The sequence below is a fragment of the Chloroflexus aurantiacus J-10-fl genome (assembly GCF_000018865.1).
GTDB lineage: Bacteria > Chloroflexota > Chloroflexia > Chloroflexales > Chloroflexaceae > Chloroflexus > Chloroflexus aurantiacus.
Window position 1 is genome coordinate 1305203 of record NC_010175.1, and the last position, 16329, is coordinate 1321531.

The 16329-nt window shown below is 55.8% G+C and carries 11 protein-coding genes and 3 tRNA genes; 6 read left to right on the top strand and 8 right to left on the bottom strand.

The window, feature by feature from the left end; translation table 11 throughout:
• Window position 1: 1 nt before the first annotated feature.
• The 8 genes from CAUR_RS04930 to CAUR_RS04965 all read right to left on the bottom strand — a co-directional run bounded on the left by CAUR_RS04930 (window position 2) and on the right by CAUR_RS04965 (window position 11003).
• Entirely contained in the window at window positions 2-958 is a 957-nt protein-coding gene (locus CAUR_RS04930; protein WP_012256829.1) for a cytochrome c biogenesis protein, read from the bottom strand.
• Between the two features lie 412 nt (window positions 959-1370).
• Window positions 1371-2120 carry a heme exporter protein CcmB gene (locus CAUR_RS04935; RefSeq protein ID WP_012256830.1) on the bottom strand — a complete coding sequence of 250 codons (750 nt, stop codon included), beginning with the start codon at window positions 2118-2120 and terminating at the stop codon, window positions 1371-1373.
• Window positions 2121-2139: 19 nt separating this feature from the next.
• Complete coding sequence (gene ccmA / locus CAUR_RS04940) at window positions 2140-2751, bottom strand: heme ABC exporter ATP-binding protein CcmA (protein WP_012256831.1); 612 nt, start codon at window positions 2749-2751, stop codon at window positions 2140-2142.
• Between the two features lie 769 nt (window positions 2752-3520).
• Complete coding sequence (locus CAUR_RS04945) at window positions 3521-5965, bottom strand: SGNH/GDSL hydrolase family protein (RefSeq protein WP_012256832.1); 2445 nt, start codon at window positions 5963-5965, stop codon at window positions 3521-3523.
• Window positions 5966-6154: 189 nt separating this feature from the next.
• Window positions 6155-8104, bottom strand: a complete 1950-nt coding sequence (locus CAUR_RS04950) for a polysaccharide biosynthesis protein (RefSeq protein ID WP_012256833.1) — start codon at window positions 8102-8104, stop codon at window positions 6155-6157.
• A gap of 201 nt (window positions 8105-8305) precedes the next feature.
• A complete protein-coding gene (locus CAUR_RS04955; RefSeq protein WP_012256834.1) occupies window positions 8306-9472 on the bottom strand; it encodes a DegT/DnrJ/EryC1/StrS family aminotransferase in 1167 nt (388 codons plus the stop codon).
• Between the two features lie 84 nt (window positions 9473-9556).
• A complete protein-coding gene (locus CAUR_RS04960; RefSeq protein ID WP_012256835.1) occupies window positions 9557-10210 on the bottom strand; it encodes an acetyltransferase in 654 nt (217 codons plus the stop codon).
• Window positions 10211-10349: 139 nt separating this feature from the next.
• Window positions 10350-11003: a sugar transferase gene (locus CAUR_RS04965; RefSeq protein ID WP_012256836.1), complete on the bottom strand. Its 654-nt coding sequence runs from the start codon at window positions 11001-11003 to the stop codon at window positions 10350-10352.
• Window positions 11004-11202: 199 nt separating this feature from the next.
• Between CAUR_RS04965 and CAUR_RS04970 the strand changes: the two genes are divergently transcribed.
• The 6 genes from CAUR_RS04970 (at window position 11203) to CAUR_RS04995 (ending at window position 15553) form a co-directional block, all read left to right on the top strand.
• A complete protein-coding gene (locus CAUR_RS04970; protein ID WP_012660571.1) occupies window positions 11203-12990 on the top strand; it encodes a BACON domain-containing protein in 1788 nt (595 codons plus the stop codon).
• 208 nt (window positions 12991-13198) lie between these two features.
• Window positions 13199-13645, top strand: coding sequence for a 50S ribosomal protein L9 (rplI, locus tag CAUR_RS04975; RefSeq protein ID WP_012256838.1), 447 nt, complete (start codon window positions 13199-13201; stop codon window positions 13643-13645).
• A gap of 106 nt (window positions 13646-13751) precedes the next feature.
• Window positions 13752-15107, top strand: coding sequence for a replicative DNA helicase (gene dnaB, locus CAUR_RS04980; RefSeq protein ID WP_012256839.1), 1356 nt, complete (start codon window positions 13752-13754; stop codon window positions 15105-15107).
• A 153-nt stretch (window positions 15108-15260) separates the two neighbouring features.
• A tRNA-Trp gene (locus tag CAUR_RS04985) sits at window positions 15261-15336 on the top strand.
• Window positions 15337-15359: 23 nt separating this feature from the next.
• Window positions 15360-15453, top strand: a tRNA-Ser gene (locus CAUR_RS04990).
• Window positions 15454-15463: 10 nt separating this feature from the next.
• A tRNA-Ser gene (locus CAUR_RS04995) sits at window positions 15464-15553 on the top strand.
• The last annotated feature ends 776 nt before the right edge of the window (window positions 15554-16329 follow it).

Sequence of the window (16329 nt, forward strand, 5' to 3'; positions counted from 1 at the left end):
GTTAGGCCCTCCGCTGGGCAATTGCCCATTGTAAGTTTAGCACCTGTGAACGTATCTGCAACATCCAGAAAAAGAGTGCGGTAAAGCCCAGATTTGCCGCTAAAAAGACGTAAAGCGTGCGGCGATTCTCTAGCAAATTGGTGCCAGGGGCTTCCATATTCAACCGCACCGCACCGGTTGCCTCATTATACTCTTCAAGCCCAAGCTGGAAACGCGAACCGGGAAACTCAGGGCGGGCAGCCATCCCACCGTCAACCAGATCGAGGCTGGGGTAGAGAATCGCTTCGCTCTGCAAACCTGGCGTACTCACCTTCACTTCCGCCACCAGCAGATTACCCTGCCGCTCAAGGCCGAGTAACTGCACCTTCTGATCGCCGATCAACCCAACCTTGCCCACTTCCAGAACAACACCGTCGCAGTTGCTGCCCTGAATAAAGGCACAATTGGGGTGTAATGTACTATCGGCGATCCGTGGCGCGACGAAGAAGAGGAACGGCATCGTAACAAATGCAAAGAGTGAATAGACAGCACTGAGCTGACGACGCCGGTCAGCATCGTCAATCGCTGCGCGTAAGGCGAAGAGGGCAGCGTAGATGAGGAGAAGAACAAAGATTGATGTCTGGCGGGGATCCCAGTTCCAGAAAATACCCCACGCCACTTGCGAGAAGATCATGCCGGTAATAGTAGCCAGGAAGGTGAAGAGGAGACCTGCCTCGGCTGCGGCTACCGCGATATGATCATCACGCTCGCGCCGCCGCCAGAGGTAGAGGCCACTGAAGATGGCTGAGATCGTAAAGGCAATCACGCTAACCCACGCAGTGGGTACGTGGACAATAACAATTCGACCAGCATCACCTAATCCTTCATATTGGGGAACTATCAGGAAGGTGGCAATCATTACACCGGCTATCCACAAGCCGATCCCAAATTTTGCCATCTGTGCCAGCCGTTGCGTCATGGCAAACTGCTTTCTAGCCCTACGGGTGGTAGCCTATCCCTGCTTTGATCATCATACAACGTTGTTGCTTAAAAAACAAGGAACGTAAGTTCCAGTTATGATACCTGAGTAGAAACCTGCCCTGGTATCGCGCTGGCACCACAATTACAGCGCCATTACTGGGACACTTTAACAACCCTTAAACATTGTATCATGACTGCCGTGGATTGTGATGGCAGATCACCTCTCTGCCATCAGATCGTGCCGCTATCGCCATCATAGCGATTGGAAAGGCTTCTTGCTATCTCATGGCGGTACGTTCCAGAATGAGCAGCTTTCGATAGCACGCCTGATCTGCAATTTTGGCAACCGATCCATCACTATACTGCAATGCTCTATAGGGTGAGGTGAATATACTACTTCCACTCACCTGTCAAGACTCCCATACAAAGGGAAAGAGCATCAGTGAAGCGGTAAAGGTGACCACGACGTAGGCCAGCAGGAAGCGGATCGGGCCAAGGACAACATCAAAGGCGACGTTTTCAAGCGTTTGCGCAGTGCCCTGGATGGCAACGATCAGGGGTGCAACGAGGAGCGGGAACGCCAGTACCGCGAAGAGAGCATTTTTGAAGCTGGCGCGGGCAATAATGGCCGCAATGATGGTGGTTGCCGAGGTTAACGCCAATCCTCCGGTCGCCAGCATTGCACTGAAGGCAAGTGGGCTACCGACCTGGACGCGCAACAAGACGATAAAGAGCAGACTGGTTACCAGATCGAGGATCAGCACGAGCGTCAGGTTAAAGCAGAATTTGCCCAGAAACACCGCGGTTGGCGAGGCTGCCAGACGTAATGCGGTGAGGGTTCGTGTCTCCTCTTCGTAAACAAAGCTGCGGGAAAGTCCATTCAGGGCAGCAAAGAGAATGGCAACCCAAAGCAGGGCCGATTGGATCAAGAGTGCCTCTTCGGTACGGCGCAAACCGAGAAAGCCTACGCCGAGGCTGACCGCAGTTGCTGCACTGACCGCAAAGAGGAGAAGGGTGTTGATGGCGTAGCGTGTCCTGAGTTCACAGGCAATGTCTTTGCGAAAAATTGCCCAGGCCGCACGGAGCGTTGCGATTGTGCCACCAGCCTGGGGCATTGTATACGAGGACGATTGTGCCTCGGTGTCAATTGACTCAGCCATACAGTTCTGTCTTCGTGCTCTAATATAACTTCAGCAGCAGGTCGGCATACCGCAACTCACGTGGGTCATTGGTGGCAATGACGGTCAGCCCGCGTTGGCGCTGGTCGGTAATAATCTGTTCGACAAACGCTGTGCCCCGTTCGTCAAGGGTCACGGTTGGTTCATCGAGTAAGAGCACCGGTGGCCGATGAAGCAGGGCAAAAGCGTAGCGTAACCGCTGCGTCATACCCGATGAGTAGGCCGCCAACCGATCATGACCACGCTCGCCCAGACCCACTCGCCTGAGCAGATCGTGAAGTTCAGCATCGGATATGGCTAACCCACGGACATCGGCAAAGAAGCGCAAGTTTTCGATCCCACTCAGTTCCCGGTAAAGTGACAGGTCGGGGGCAACCCAACCGATAAGGTGGCGCATATCGCGAGGATCAAGCTGATGATCGCCGACTGTATAGGACACACTTCCACTTGCAGGCATCTGGAGACCGGCCAGGATACGCAACAGCGTGCTTTTACCACTTCCGTTTGGCCCACTGACGACCAGGACTTCACCGCGCTGGAGTTCAAAGCTGATTCCGCGCAAGATGGTGCGAATACCGTAGCTGGCGCTGAGTTGTGTGACACGTAGTTGCATATGCTGTGGGTCGTATCTCCGGCACGATACTCCGACAGGTGTCAGAGTGCTATATACGATTATACCAGCCCGTACACCAGGAGTATGTCTGCACGCCGCAACGTGTACGGTATGATTGATGCCGGGTGATGTCACATCTTGCCCGATCCTGTGCATCACGGCACATCACCAGATATGCAGTCATCTGCGACTATCCGTCATCCTGGCAAACGATCTGTGGCGATCACCGGCACGACCCCGCTGAACGCAGCGATGCCGGTAGCAGTGGCGCCATCCGCACCAGGCGATGGTTATCACGCGGGATGCGGATCAAGCCGAGGTGGCGAGAGGGAAGGGGTTGAATCGCATGCCAGGCTATGTTGTCAGATTTGATATTGTTGACTTCCCCGGCGATGATGCACTGTGTTTATCAAGATTTGACATACAACCGTCGAACCGCCGTAGGCCATTGCACTGGTAATATCCGGTGGGGGCGCAGAGCCGTGCGTCCCACGGAGTCTACATTCACGCTACAGTATCCCCGCGACCGGCAGGGTCAACGGCGTGACACGCGCCGAATCGTGAGCATGGCTGGTGCGGCAGCATGGCTGCCGCACTCCAAACGCCGCAACACGTGCATGATAAGCGGGTAAGGCACCCCATCCAACGAGTGATGTCTCTGGCGATGATCGTCAGCACTCCCCGCTACCATACCGGCAGGCTGGGAGCACGACAGCACAGCTTTTGTGAAATAAGTTGTACAGTCACACCACAGCATCCCGCCGCATCATCATCTATTGATGATTGGGATGTAGATGGAGCTTCCCGGTGCCTGTACCGGTGAACCGGTCTGAGTTGCGGTCGGGCTGACCGTTACTGTTGGGCTGGTGGTCGCCGTCGGGCCGGTGGTCGCAGTTGGGCTACCTGTCGCCGTTGGGCTGGTGGTCGCGGTCGGGCTACCTGTCACCGTTGGGCTGGTGGTCGCAGTTGGGGTGGAAGTCGCGGTTGGGCTACTCGTGGTCGTAATAACACTGCTGGGTGTTGGTGAAGACGTATTGGTGACAGTTGGAATGTAGATAGTGCTGGTCGGCGTCGGTGATGGATCGGGTTCACGAGGTAGATCGGCGCAAAGCACATCACTCCATAGATCGGCCATCGCGCTGAAGCCCGCACTATTCGGGTGAATGTTGTCGGCATTGCCGTTACTGGGATTCGTGGTAATAATCTGATCTTGATAATTGGCAAAGTGGGTATAAAAATCTGGCCCTAAGCGAACCGGTGCCTCGTCGTCGAGTTCATCGACCAGTTCAGCAATGCTAAGGTTAAATGACTGTGTTGTGGCACGGCGAGTATTAGCCTGGGTAGTTGTGCCGTCATTTCGCCACGGGAGACGCGCAACCCACAATCCGAGATCGGGACGATCCAGGCGAATGGCATTGATCAGAGCGCGCAGATCTTCTTTATAGACACTGGCCGGCATCAGGTTGTTGTAGATATTCGTTGTCGAAACTGCCGTGGCATCATTGGTACCAACTTGCAGCAATACCTGCCCAGCCCCCAGATCGGTGATATGCTGCCGGTACACCGTCGCTTTGCCGAGCGCATTCAGGTAGCCACTTGCCCCAATCCGGTCTGATCCGGTGGTATTACCGTAGAGATCGCGTGCGGTACGAATACCGCTAAAGCCATCGTTGAGGATGAATACCGGGCTGTTGAGGCAGGTTGTCAGCAAATTATTCAATTCTATCTGATAGCCGGCATAGTAGATGTTCTGATAGCCGGCACTATCGGCCTGCGTGTTATCCGATTGGGGATAGTTACGGCCATCATCGCTGCGCGGGTAGCCGCTGCCAACCGGTGGCGGGCTGGTAAACGGATAGCCATCACTCGCACCGGTGAGGCTTGAACCTGGCGGCAGACGATAGAAACCCCATTTCCCTGCGGTGATCGAGTCGCCAATGCTCACGAACACATACCCGTAACCGACCGGATCGATAGTCCGGCTAAGCGATCCCGGTTCGCCGTTGATCAGGATCGTCGCCGAGACACTGTACTCGGCGCGGCGCGGCAGGGTAACGGTCGCGGTAAGACCATCGCCGGGTGTGAGATCGTCAATCGTTTGATTAAAACCGGGGCCACTGATGGTAAAGCGGACACCACTGAACTCAGCCGGCGGATCGGTGACGGTCGCCTGCAAGCGTAGCGTTGGCCCGGTTTGAATGTACGGAATCTGGAAGACATCTCTCGTCGTTAACGGGCCAGGTGCCGGCGACTGCCCGGCGGGGAGATCGGCATCGACGATCAGCATACCGGTAACCGGATCAAGGGGTCGGGGATTGCCGTTAGCATCGAGAATAGCCAGACTCAAGACCGGTTCGGCCTGAGATGGACGAATCTGGAAGGTGCGGCTGGCTGCCGGGCCAGGTGGCAGGAGATGCAAATATTGCACGAGGAGATCACCACTGACAGGATCATACTCGGTCAGATAATCAATACCTTCAGCCAGGGTCACCCCGGCTCGCTCGACTGTAACCGCCTCGCCGCCAGACCAGTTCTTGATGCGGAGCCGTGGCGCCCGCACCACACCGTCAGGTGGGGTTATCGCGACCGAACCATTCGCGGATAAGCTCACATTATCAGGTGAGGTGACGGCGACCATTGCCGGATCGGACAAGGCGAGCGGTAGTTCATCAACGGCCCAGGCATCGAGATAGAGTACCCAGTATTGAGCAGTGGATGTCGATTTAATCGCTTGCAGCGCCGCTCCGGCACTGGCATCGCCGGTCAGGTGAGGGCCAGAGAGCGTAACGCGCTGACCACTGGCGCTGATCAGTATCTGACCGCCGGCCCACACCTCATAACTGATTGTGGTGCCGGCGTAGGTGTACGAAATCACGGCGCGTAATGATGAACTACGTACCAGTGTTGGCCTGCCGACCACTTGCTGGCCGTCGGCAAGCTGGGGCACCAGAAGTGGTGTTGATTGATTAACCAGATTGCGGTGACCGGCTGGATCGCGCCGCAGGTCGCGCCATACCTCGATCCCGTCTGGTGTAAAGGTGAGAGCGAACCGTCCGGGCATCATTACCTGTACCGCATCCCCGGCAAGCGTTTCCGTTATCAGTCCGCCGGTCAAGGGTTGAGCTGCAACCGGTAATCGAGCATCCCGCAGGAGTGCGGCCACGATGATCATACCGATCAGCGTGATCAGGAGTAGGCGGTGAAAGTGTTTCATATGGCAACCTGTTGCAACAGTCTGATACTGCGTTCACACCTGATAGCAAGACCGGCTCTCACACAAAACGGACAGAACACACCTTCCGCGCATCCTTACAGTGGAATGCGGAAGCGTGGCTTCCGCATTCCAGATAACGCTACACGTGTATAACTGCACCCTCACATGAACACTTCGCTATGCCTTTGCCTAATCACTGGCTAACTGTCGTCGCCACAGCGGCTCACCAACAGCCTGCTCGCGTGGTTTGGGTTCGTTCATCGGCATTGGTGTCGGCTGTTTGAAGGTTGGCACCAAACGATGAAGGGTACGCAACAGTACGGCTGTATCATCGTTGAGCGCTGCCATTTCGAGAATACGAATTTGGTCGGCCAGTGTGCGCGGTACTAACTGTGATGCGTTGCGAGCGATAACGATCTTGGCGTGGGTCGTCCGTTCATATTCTTCACCCTCAACAAATAGCTCTTCATAGAGCTTCTCGCCGGGGCGCAGACCGGTAAAGACGATATCAATATCGCGACCAACCTGTAGGCCAGACAACTCGATCATGTCGCGAGCCAGATCGACGATACGGATTGGTTCGCCCATATCGAGCACAAACACCTCGCCACCTTTCCCCAACACCGAAGCCTGCAACGTTAATTGCACCGCTTCAGGGATAGTCATGAAGAAGCGGCGCATTTCAGGATGGGTCACCGTTACCGGGCCACCGGCGGCGATCTGCTGCTTGAAGGTCAGCACAACCGATCCGCGGGAACCCAGCACATTCCCAAAGCGCACAGCCACATACGCCCGCCCACTCTGCCGGGCCGCCTCGTGTACCAGCAGCTCAGCCACACGCTTTGTCGCCCCCATCACACTGGTCGGATTAACCGCTTTATCACTGGAAATCATCACAAAATGGCTTACGTCAACCTGCATTGTCGCGCTGAGCAGATTGCGGGTACCGAGCACGTTATTCGTCACTGCTTCTGAGGGATGCAACTCCATCAACGGCACGTGCTTGTGCGCCGCAGCGTGAAAGACTATCTCTGGCCGGTACTGCTCGAAGATGTGCATGATGCGTTCAGCGAAACGGATGTCAGCAATGACCACCGAAAGCTTCGTGGTCGGCGGAGCGACTCGACGCAATTCCTGCTCGATAGTAAAGACCGAATTTTCGCCATGACCGAGAATAATCAGCTCTTCAGGACTGGCCCGTAGGATTTGCCGACAAAGCTCAGAGCCAATCGAGCCACCACCGCCGGTGACCAGCACCCGCTTCCCGCGCAGAAGCTGATGAACAGCGGCAATATCTGTCTGTACCGGAGGCCGGCGGAGCAAGTCTTCAATCTGGACATTCCGCAACTGATTGACGCTCACCTTGCCATCAAGCATCTCGTAAAGACCAGGCATGATTTTGGTCTTCACTCTGGTACGCTCACAGAGTTCAACAATGCTGCGAATATCTTTACCACTCGCCGAAGGCATCGCAATAATGACGTAATGTGCCTGTCGCTCACGAGCCAGCCGCGGAATGTCGTAACGATTACCCAACACCGGCACGCCGTAGATATGCATGCCCTGCTTGAGGGGATCATCATCGAGAAAGCCGACCGCAACCATGCCGAGTTGCGGATTATCGCGGAGTTCACGGGCAATCATCGTGCCGGCTGAACCAGCCCCCATGATCAACACCCGCTGCATGTTGAAGGTCAATTCGCTTTTAGACTTGCGCTTCACGGTTGCACGATGCCAGCGAATACGCGCGATCAGACGAGGACCGATTGTAGCTGCCAGGCCAAAGAAGAAGAAGATGATTGGAACTGAGCGCGGTAGAAGAGCAAAGGGTGTTACCGAAGCAACAACAAGTGCAGTTGGGGTAGAGATCAGCATTGCCAGCGAAATAGCTGAAATGAGCAGCAACAGCTCGTCAATCGACGCATAACGCCAGTAGCGGGAGTAAACCCCCAGATGCCGAAAGACGATGAGATGAACTGGGGTGGCAATGATAGCAAGAATCAACCATCCCAACAGAGCATTGCCATTTGGAAGATCATCAAGCCGTACTACGAAGCTCATGTATGCCATTAATGGGAGCAGAATGGCGTCGAGAAAGAAAAAATAACGATTGCGAGTAGGGGATGGTATGAGCTTCAAGACAGGCTCCTTTCCGTTTGCCGCTTTCTGGAAGGCAGCGTATGCGGGAGGGGTGCTGGCAATTGGATAACGCTGCACATATTTGTGGTGGCTGTGCTTATGCTACTGAGTGTAGGTGAACAAAAGATGTGGTGAATGACGAAAGGTGATGAAAATCTTGTTAGAAAGCCTATGTTCGTTATTCACCAATACCGCTAACACTCATTGCAGTGCAGCACGCAGATGATGAACAACTTCAGTGACCTGCTCTTCACGCATCACGCTGGAGAAGGGCAATGCCAGCGAAAGGTTACCAAGCCGCTCCGTGACCGGAAAATCACCCGGTTGGTACCCGAACTGTTCTCGATAGAAGGGTTGGAGGTGGATCGGTGTGAAGTACGGACGGCTCGGAATACCGGCATCTGCCAGCCGGCGCATAACCGTATTGCGGTCGGCGGGTGGCAAAATACGGATCACATACACAAACCAGCTCATCCGGGTGGTATGTGGGCTTAGTTGCGGGCGTTCGACCAGTTCGAGGTCGGCCAGTTGTTCGTTGTACCAGGCGGCCACCTGCGCACGACGGGCGATAAGTTCCTCGATCCGCTGTAGCTGCACAACTCCCAACGCTGCACTCATTTCGTCGAGGCGATAGTTGTAGCCCAGACGAGTGTGGTTGAGCCAGGCATCAAAGACATCGCGCCCCTGGTTGCGGAGTGAGCGGAACAGGCTGGCCCAATCATCACGGTGGGTAACAATCATTCCGCCTTCGCCGGTTGTCATCTGCTTATTTGGGTAAAAGGCAAAGACGGCGGCATCGCTGAGGGTGCCCGCCATACGCCCTTTGTACATTGACCCAATCGCTTCACAGGCATCTTCGATAACGTGTAGTCCATATTCGGCAGCTACGGCATTGATCGGATCCATATCGGCGGGTTGCCCAAAGGCGTGAACCGGCATGATCGCTCTAAGTATACCGAGCGTGTTGTGACGCCGAGGCAGCCAGCGCCGGGCAGCAGTGCCACCGCGCATGAGATCAGATGCAGCCTCAGCCACAAGCTGTGGATCGATGTTTCCGGTAACCGGATCAACATCAACGAAGATTGGAATTGCTCGCTCGTAAAGAATGCTATTGGCCGAGGCGATAAATGAGAAGGGTGTTGTAATGACCAGGTCGCCATCACGGGCACCGGTTGCAATACAGCACAGATGCAATCCACTGGTACCGGAATTGACGCCCACCGCGTGCGGTAGTCCAACATAATCGGCCATTGCCTGTTCAAACGCCTTGATTTGTGGGCCAATGCTCAGATAACTGGTATGCAGTACCTGCTGTACTGCCTGTATCTCGGCCTCGGTAATATCCGGTGCTGACATTGGAACTGACACGCTCAACTCCCCTGGTATATCGCGTAAAACTTGAACACACACAACACTGACGGTTGCTCCAACTGGAGCTGTGCAGATCGACCGTTATTCGCCGACAGCCCGCACATATAATGGTTGTGCCGGTACACCGGTAACCACTGTCTCAGCAGTAACATCACGGTGGACAAGCGCACCGGCGCCGACGACACTCCAATCACCAACCCGCCGCTGTGGCATCACGATGGCGCCGATGCCAACTAAAGCACCGGTGCCGATGGTGACCGCACCACCGGTATGTACACCCGGTGCCAGATGCGCATGATCCCCCACCTGATTGTGGTGATCGACGGTACAGGCGGTATTGAGGATAACGTTGGCACCGATAACGCTACCGGGATTGACAATGGCACCGGCGCAGATCATGGTGCCCGGCCCAATGACCACGTCAGGAGCAATAATCGCCGTTGGATGAATGGCACGGGCAAAATGTTCGCCACGCGCCTTCAATTCGGCGAAAAGCCGGGCGCGCACCCGATTATCGCCAATGGCAACAATCACACTATCGTGAGGAAGTGTGGCAAGCATGCTGACCGGCCCCAGCACCGGTAACCCCAGGCGCTGCTGACCGTGACATGTTGGATTATCATCGAGGTAACCGATAGGCTGGCATGCCTGACCGTGGGCAGCAGAACGTAACAGAATATCGGCCACTACCTGCGCGTGACCACCTGCGCCGATGATGACAATGCGCTGAGTCATAGTTTGCAATGCTCTCTCGACAGGGCAACGCAGGGTATGGTGAATTGCAGGAAAGCCTTGCTCCGTCTGTTATCTGTATGCAATGACAGTTATCCAATACGTCGCTGAAAAGAACAATTGGTTACGGCTCAGGTATGTATCAGTCGCTACTCGCGACTCCTGGCTTCATTGGTGGCTGCGGCGGCGGTGGTGGCGAGCCGCGAAACTCTTCGGCAGTTGCGCATCCAGGCTGACTGATCCCTTCGCGTTTGATGACCTTCCACAAGGTGAGGAAGAGGATCTTCACATCGAGCCAGAATGAAAGCTGATCGACGTACTGCACATCGTAGGCAAACTTCTGCTCCCACGAAAGCGCATTACGACCATTGATCTGGGCCAGGCCGGTAATACCCGGCAACACCTCGTGGCGACGGCGCTGTTCGGGAGTGTAACGTTCCAGATACTGCATCAACAACGGTCGTGGCCCAACCAGACTCATCTCGCCACGCAGGACGCAGAGGAGTTCAGGCAGTTCATCCAGGCTGGTGCTCCGCAGAAAACGGCCAAACGGCGTCAATCGCTGATCATCCGGCAACAGATTGCCCTGCGCATCACGGGCATCGGTCATTGTCCGAAACTTAAGCATCGTGAACGGTTTCCCGTGCAGACCGGGGCGTTGTTGGCGGAAGAAGACACCAGGACCCAACTTGATCCGTATCAGCAGAGCGATGATTGCCATAACCGGTGCCAGCACAACCAGAGCTGGAATGACAATCACCAAGTCGAGGAAGCGTTTTCCATACCGACGATACATAGACTGCTCCCTGGAGTGGTTGATGCGACACTGCTATAGTAGGGAGCGAAGATGTCAGTTTGATGAATGAACGAGGACTGAAGGTGACACTCTGTATACATCAGGCCATCACTTTTTGTCGCTTATCTTTTTCCGTTTTTCGGGTCAAACTATGCTACGATGCAGGCACGGCAATGAAGGTGGTTACCTGGAAACGGCTATGGAACGATACGCACGCAATCTTCTCATCTGTTGGATCATCAGTTCGCTGTTCCTCACAACACTGCCGGCAACCCTCGTCGCCGCGCCTGGCCAGCCTTCACGATTGGGTACGTTGGGAATGAACACCTACTTCAGCGGCCTGGAACGGCTTCCGCAAAATCGCAATGATGATCTCGGAGCACTAATCAATACCACCCGTGATCTTGGCGTGAGCTGGGTGCGTGAAGAGATTAGCTGGGCCAATCTGGAACCGGCGAAAGGTGCCTTTTCCTGGAGTTTGATGGACACGGCACTCTCGCAAACCGCGAATGCCGGTTTTGGGATTATCGGTATGTTGCTTACGACACCAACATGGGCACGGGTCGGCGATTGTGCCAGCCGGATTACGCGCAACGGTGGTTCGCAAAACTACTGGTGCCCACCGGCAAACCCGCAAGATTTTGCCGACTTCGTGGTGGCTGCGGTCGAGCGTTATGATGGCGATGGGATCAACGATGCTCCCGGCTCGCCACGAGTAGCCGCCTGGCAGATCTGGAACGAGCCGAACAACTGGGCAACCTGGCCGGGAGAGGCCAACGAGTACGGTGCGTTACTGGCTGCCGGCTACGCTGCGGCCAAAGCCGCCGATCCAACAGCCATTGTGGCCACCGGCGGCGTCTACGTCTTCGATGGCGGAACCCGAACCGGCGGCAATCGTGATGGTCTGGAGTTTCTCGGCGCTGCGTTCGCCGCCGTACCCGGCGCACAGAATAGTTTTGATGCGTTAGCCATACACCCCTACATGCCCGACACCGCGCCTGATCGTGCCGGGTTGTTCGGTCTGGTATCTCTGTGGGGGCGAATTGCAAATACACGGGGCTGGCTCGATGCCAGACGGGGACCGCAAGTGCCGATCTGGATCAGCGAGCTTGGCTGGTCGACCTGTACTGCTTCCTCGCCAGTGTGTAAAAATGAACAGGATCAGGCCAACTACCTGGTGCGCAGCCACGGCATTGCGCTGGCCCTGGGTGTACGGCACATCAACTGGTTTCAACTGGAAGACAAATTCGACAGTCCATCAACCGATCTGTGGGGAAATGCCGCACTTTTGCGCAACCGGGATCAGGGCTACAGCCGTAAACCGGCGGCCAATGCCTACGCAACCCTGGCAACCCAACTTGGGGCTGCAACCTTTATCGGCTTTGGGCCACTGCACAATTATACATTCCAAAGCAACGCACTGACCCCGGCGGCACGTTATCATTTGCGCTTCCAGACCAGTACCGGTGCCCTGGTTGATCTGCTCTGGACAACCGGCTCTGCCGAGACAGGACTGGTGCCGCTGGAAGCAGGACGTAGTGCTCAACTCATCAACCGCGATGGTGCAACCTTACCTCTCACCATTACCGGTGGGCAGGCGCAGATTCCGCTCAGTGGGACACCGGTGTATCTACGACAGGATACTCCACCACAGCTTGCAGTGGTACCGGCTACGGTCACGCTGCTGGCACAACCGACCGATCCAGAGACAACCTATGCCCTGACCATCCAGAACCTGGGGTCAACCAGCATCGCCTGGAATGCAAGCGGTGGGACAGGCTGGTTGACTCTTGAAACAACCAGCGGTAACGGCTATCGCACAGAGCTGCGTTATCGTGTTAATCCGGCTGGACTGACACCCGGCACCTACACGACGACCATCACCGTGAATGCCGGGAGTGCCGGAAGTCAGAGCATTCCGATCACGTTGCGCGTGGTGACGACGATATACCGCACGTATATGCCAGTTATCGCGAGCGGCGGGTGATATTGTGCTACAACAACAGCCTGAACCGTAGCTGCCAGACAGAGAGGGGCATCATTCAAGAGCAACAGTACAGCTACCAGGACGATCATCGCGCTGCTCGTTCCCTGTCGATGCACAACGTTGACGAGCAGCGCGAGGTCATGGTAAGATAATGGCCGTTGCTTAATAACGGGTACAGGTAAAGGAGAGCGCCGTGAGCGCAAAGAAAATGAAAGTATTGCTGCTCCAGGATGTTGAGCACCTGGGTAAAGCTGGTGAAATCAAAGATGTAAGCGGCGGTTTTGGCCGAAACTATCTGCTACCAAAGGGCTTTGCAGTACTGGCGACGAAGAGCCAGGTTAAGCAGGCCGAAGAGCGACTGGCTGCCCAGCGCCGCAAGGCCGAGGCTGCACGAAAAGAGGCTGAGGCCCTGGCCGCCAGGCTGGCTGAGTTGACGCTCACCTTTACGGTCAAGGTCGGTGAGCAAGACCGGCTGTACGGCTCGGTAACCAATGCCGACATTGCAGCCAAACTGCACGAAGTAGCCGGGATCGAGATTGACCGCCGCAAGATCGGGCTGGAAGATCCGATCAAGCGCACCGGTGAATACGAAGTACCGGTTGAGTTGATGAGTGGTGTATCTTCTACATTGAAGGTCGTTGTAGTGGGTGAATAAACGACTGTCGCTCGCTCAACTCAGTTCCTTGCCAATGTGCCGCAAATTGCGGCACATTGGCGTTTTATACCATTGATGTGGATAACCGGTGGGCAACGGGGGAAACATGGTGGAAAAGCGGGAAGATCGCCTCGAACGCAGTGTACCATTCGATCTCCAGGCTGAGCGGGCAACGCTTGGTTCCATCTTGCTTGAACGTGATGCAATCATTGCGGTTGCCGGCTGGCTTCCTGCCGAGTATTTTTACCTTGAAAAGCATGCCTTGATTTACGAGGCGATGCTGGCCTGTTACAACCGACGTGAACCGGCCGATCTGGCTACAGTCGCGGCGGAACTGCGTCGGCGTGGGCAGCTCGAACTGGTGGGCGGGTTGAGTATGTTGAGCGAGCTGGTCACCGAGGTGCCAACTGCCGTTCACATCGAATACTACGCCCGCATTGTAGAACGGACGGCACTGCTCCGCCGCCTGATCGAGGCCGGTGGCCGGATTGCGGCCATGGGGTACGATGAAGCCAGTGATCTCGAAGAGACGCTGGATCGGGCCGAAGCTGAGTTGTTTGCCGTTTCACAGCGGCGGAACAATCAAGATTTTGTCCATATTGGCCGTGTCGTCAATACCCTCTTTTCCCAAATAGAGTCGATGCAGGAGCGGCGAGGCGAGGTGATCGGAGTACCAACCGGTTACCACGACCTCGATGAGCTGACCGGTGGTTTGCAGCCGAGCGATCTGATCATCCTCGCCGCACGTCCGAGCGTGGGTAAAACCTCTCTCGCCCTCTCGCTGGCCTATAATGTGGCGTTTCACGCAAACGGAACTGTTGCCATCTTCAGCCTTGAAATGAGCCGCGAACAGTTAGTTCAGCGTATGCTGGCGATGCATACCGGGATTGATATGCAGCGCCTGCGCACCGGCAACCTACGCGGCGAAGAGCTGAGTCTGGCGATTGAAGGGTTGGGCGTGCTGTCAGAATTGCCGATCTATATTGAAGATACTCCCGGCCTGAGCATCACCGATGTGCGGGCACGTGCCCGACGCCTGCACAGCGAGGTTGGTATCACACTTGTCATGATCGACTACCTGCAACTCATGTCGGGGCGACGCACCGATAATCGGGTGCAAGAAGTGAGTGACATCAGTCGAGGACTGAAAGCCCTTGCCCGTGAACTCAACGTACCGGTGATTGCCCTTTCCCAGCTCTCGCGTGCGGTTGAGGGGCGGCAAAATCATGTACCGATGCTGAGCGACCTCCGCGAGTCGGGTTCAATTGAGCAGGACGCGGATATTGTGATGTTTATTTATCGTGAAGAGTTGTACGATAAGGAGACCGACAAGAAAGGGATCGCCGAGATTCACATCGCCAAGCACCGTAATGGCCCGCTAGGCGTGATCCCATTGCGGTTTGAGTCGCGGACAACGCGCTTTCAAAATCTCGAACGGTATCAGGCGCCGGAGGGTTTTTAGAGAAGACCGGGTACGCCAGCCCACATTGCGGTGCAGTTCGTGGCAAGCGTACCAGTGCTGTGACCTATGGACGTACACGTGTGACAGACACATACCCGCTCCCCGGTTGGCTCTTGCCAAAATCGCCCTCATGTGGTAGGATAAATGGCGCGAAGGCGGGTAGCTCAATTGGCAGAGCAGTGGCCTCCAAATCCACCGGTTGCAGGTTCAAGTCCTGTCCCGCCTGCCATTTTTTGTGCCGGCCAGCCAAGCGGGGGCGTGGCAGAGTCCGGTTTAATGCGTCGGTCTTGAAAACCGAAGGACGTAGCAATGCGTCCCGTGGGTTCGAATCCCACCGCCCCCTCCAGAACAGTTATGGGGAGGTCGCATAGTGGCCTAGTGCGGCGGTTTGCTAAACCGCTAGGGGGGCAACCCCCTCGAGGGTTCGAATCCCTCCCTCCCCGCCAGGTCGCACCCGCTGTAACAGCAGCGGGTGCTGTGTTATTTGTGCCCAGAGCGTAGGGATGGCCCGATAGGACAACGGGACGAGGTGGTGATACCAAAATCTATGACCAATCGGGGCATCATTACTGAGACGATCCATCGCTATTGGTCAACCCAGCCCCTGCACAGCGGTTTGTAGGATTGCCTGTGATGCACCGGTAACTTGGGGGCGGGCTGTCGGCCCTCGCTCAGGCAATCCCCTTGGCCAGGGTCACGCACCGGCACGGGTGTGCGCTGCGCTCCGCACTTGATCGTGAGCACGGCTGGCGTGTTGTGTGGCGTGCGGCAGCCACACAACACACCACGGGCAACCTGGTCTGGCAACGGTATCCTCTCCGCAACGTGATCGCACTGTGATCAGAGCTGAAGCGTCGGTTCGACGCTGTCGTGCTCTGATCACCGGTAGCGTGATAGTGCGATGAGGAGACCGCTACGCCCCCGCCTGAGCGTGAGTAAGGCTAGCGCGGCAGCAGCGCTGCCGCACGCCAAACCGCAACACGTGCATTTACGATCTGCCATCCAGCACCTGATTGTGGCCTGTATGAAGCAGATAGAGCTTATTCCTTCCTCTTCGTCGTGCCGACAGTCTTCTCCCCAACAGCCTGTTGCTACCTCTGCAATCATTACCGGATTATTGACCACGCATTATTTTTGCACAATCATCGCACGAATTATCACAAGAAAAAGGGCATTGCAGAGACGTATTGGCAGTGCTATGATATGTTCACCTTATCCTCAT

Excerpts from the sequence above, each read along its gene's own strand:
- CAUR_RS04930 (WP_012256829.1), bottom strand. The coding sequence starts at position 958 with ATGACGCAACGGCTGGCACAGATGGCAAAATTTGGGATCGGCTTGTGG.
- CAUR_RS04935 (WP_012256830.1), bottom strand. The coding sequence starts at position 2,120 with ATGGCTGAGTCAATTGACACCGAGGCACAATCGTCCTCGTATACAATG.
- ccmA (WP_012256831.1), bottom strand. The coding sequence starts at position 2,751 with ATGCAACTACGTGTCACACAACTCAGCGCCAGCTACGGTATTCGCACC.
- CAUR_RS04945 (WP_012256832.1), bottom strand. The coding sequence starts at position 5,965 with ATGAAACACTTTCACCGCCTACTCCTGATCACGCTGATCGGTATGATC.
- CAUR_RS04960 (WP_012256835.1), bottom strand. The coding sequence starts at position 10,210 with ATGACTCAGCGCATTGTCATCATCGGCGCAGGTGGTCACGCGCAGGTA.
- CAUR_RS04965 (WP_012256836.1), bottom strand. The coding sequence starts at position 11,003 with ATGTATCGTCGGTATGGAAAACGCTTCCTCGACTTGGTGATTGTCATT.
- CAUR_RS04970 (WP_012660571.1), top strand. The coding sequence starts at position 11,203 with ATGGAACGATACGCACGCAATCTTCTCATCTGTTGGATCATCAGTTCG.
- rplI (WP_012256838.1), top strand. The coding sequence starts at position 13,199 with ATGAAAGTATTGCTGCTCCAGGATGTTGAGCACCTGGGTAAAGCTGGT.
- dnaB (WP_012256839.1), top strand. The coding sequence starts at position 13,752 with ATGGTGGAAAAGCGGGAAGATCGCCTCGAACGCAGTGTACCATTCGAT.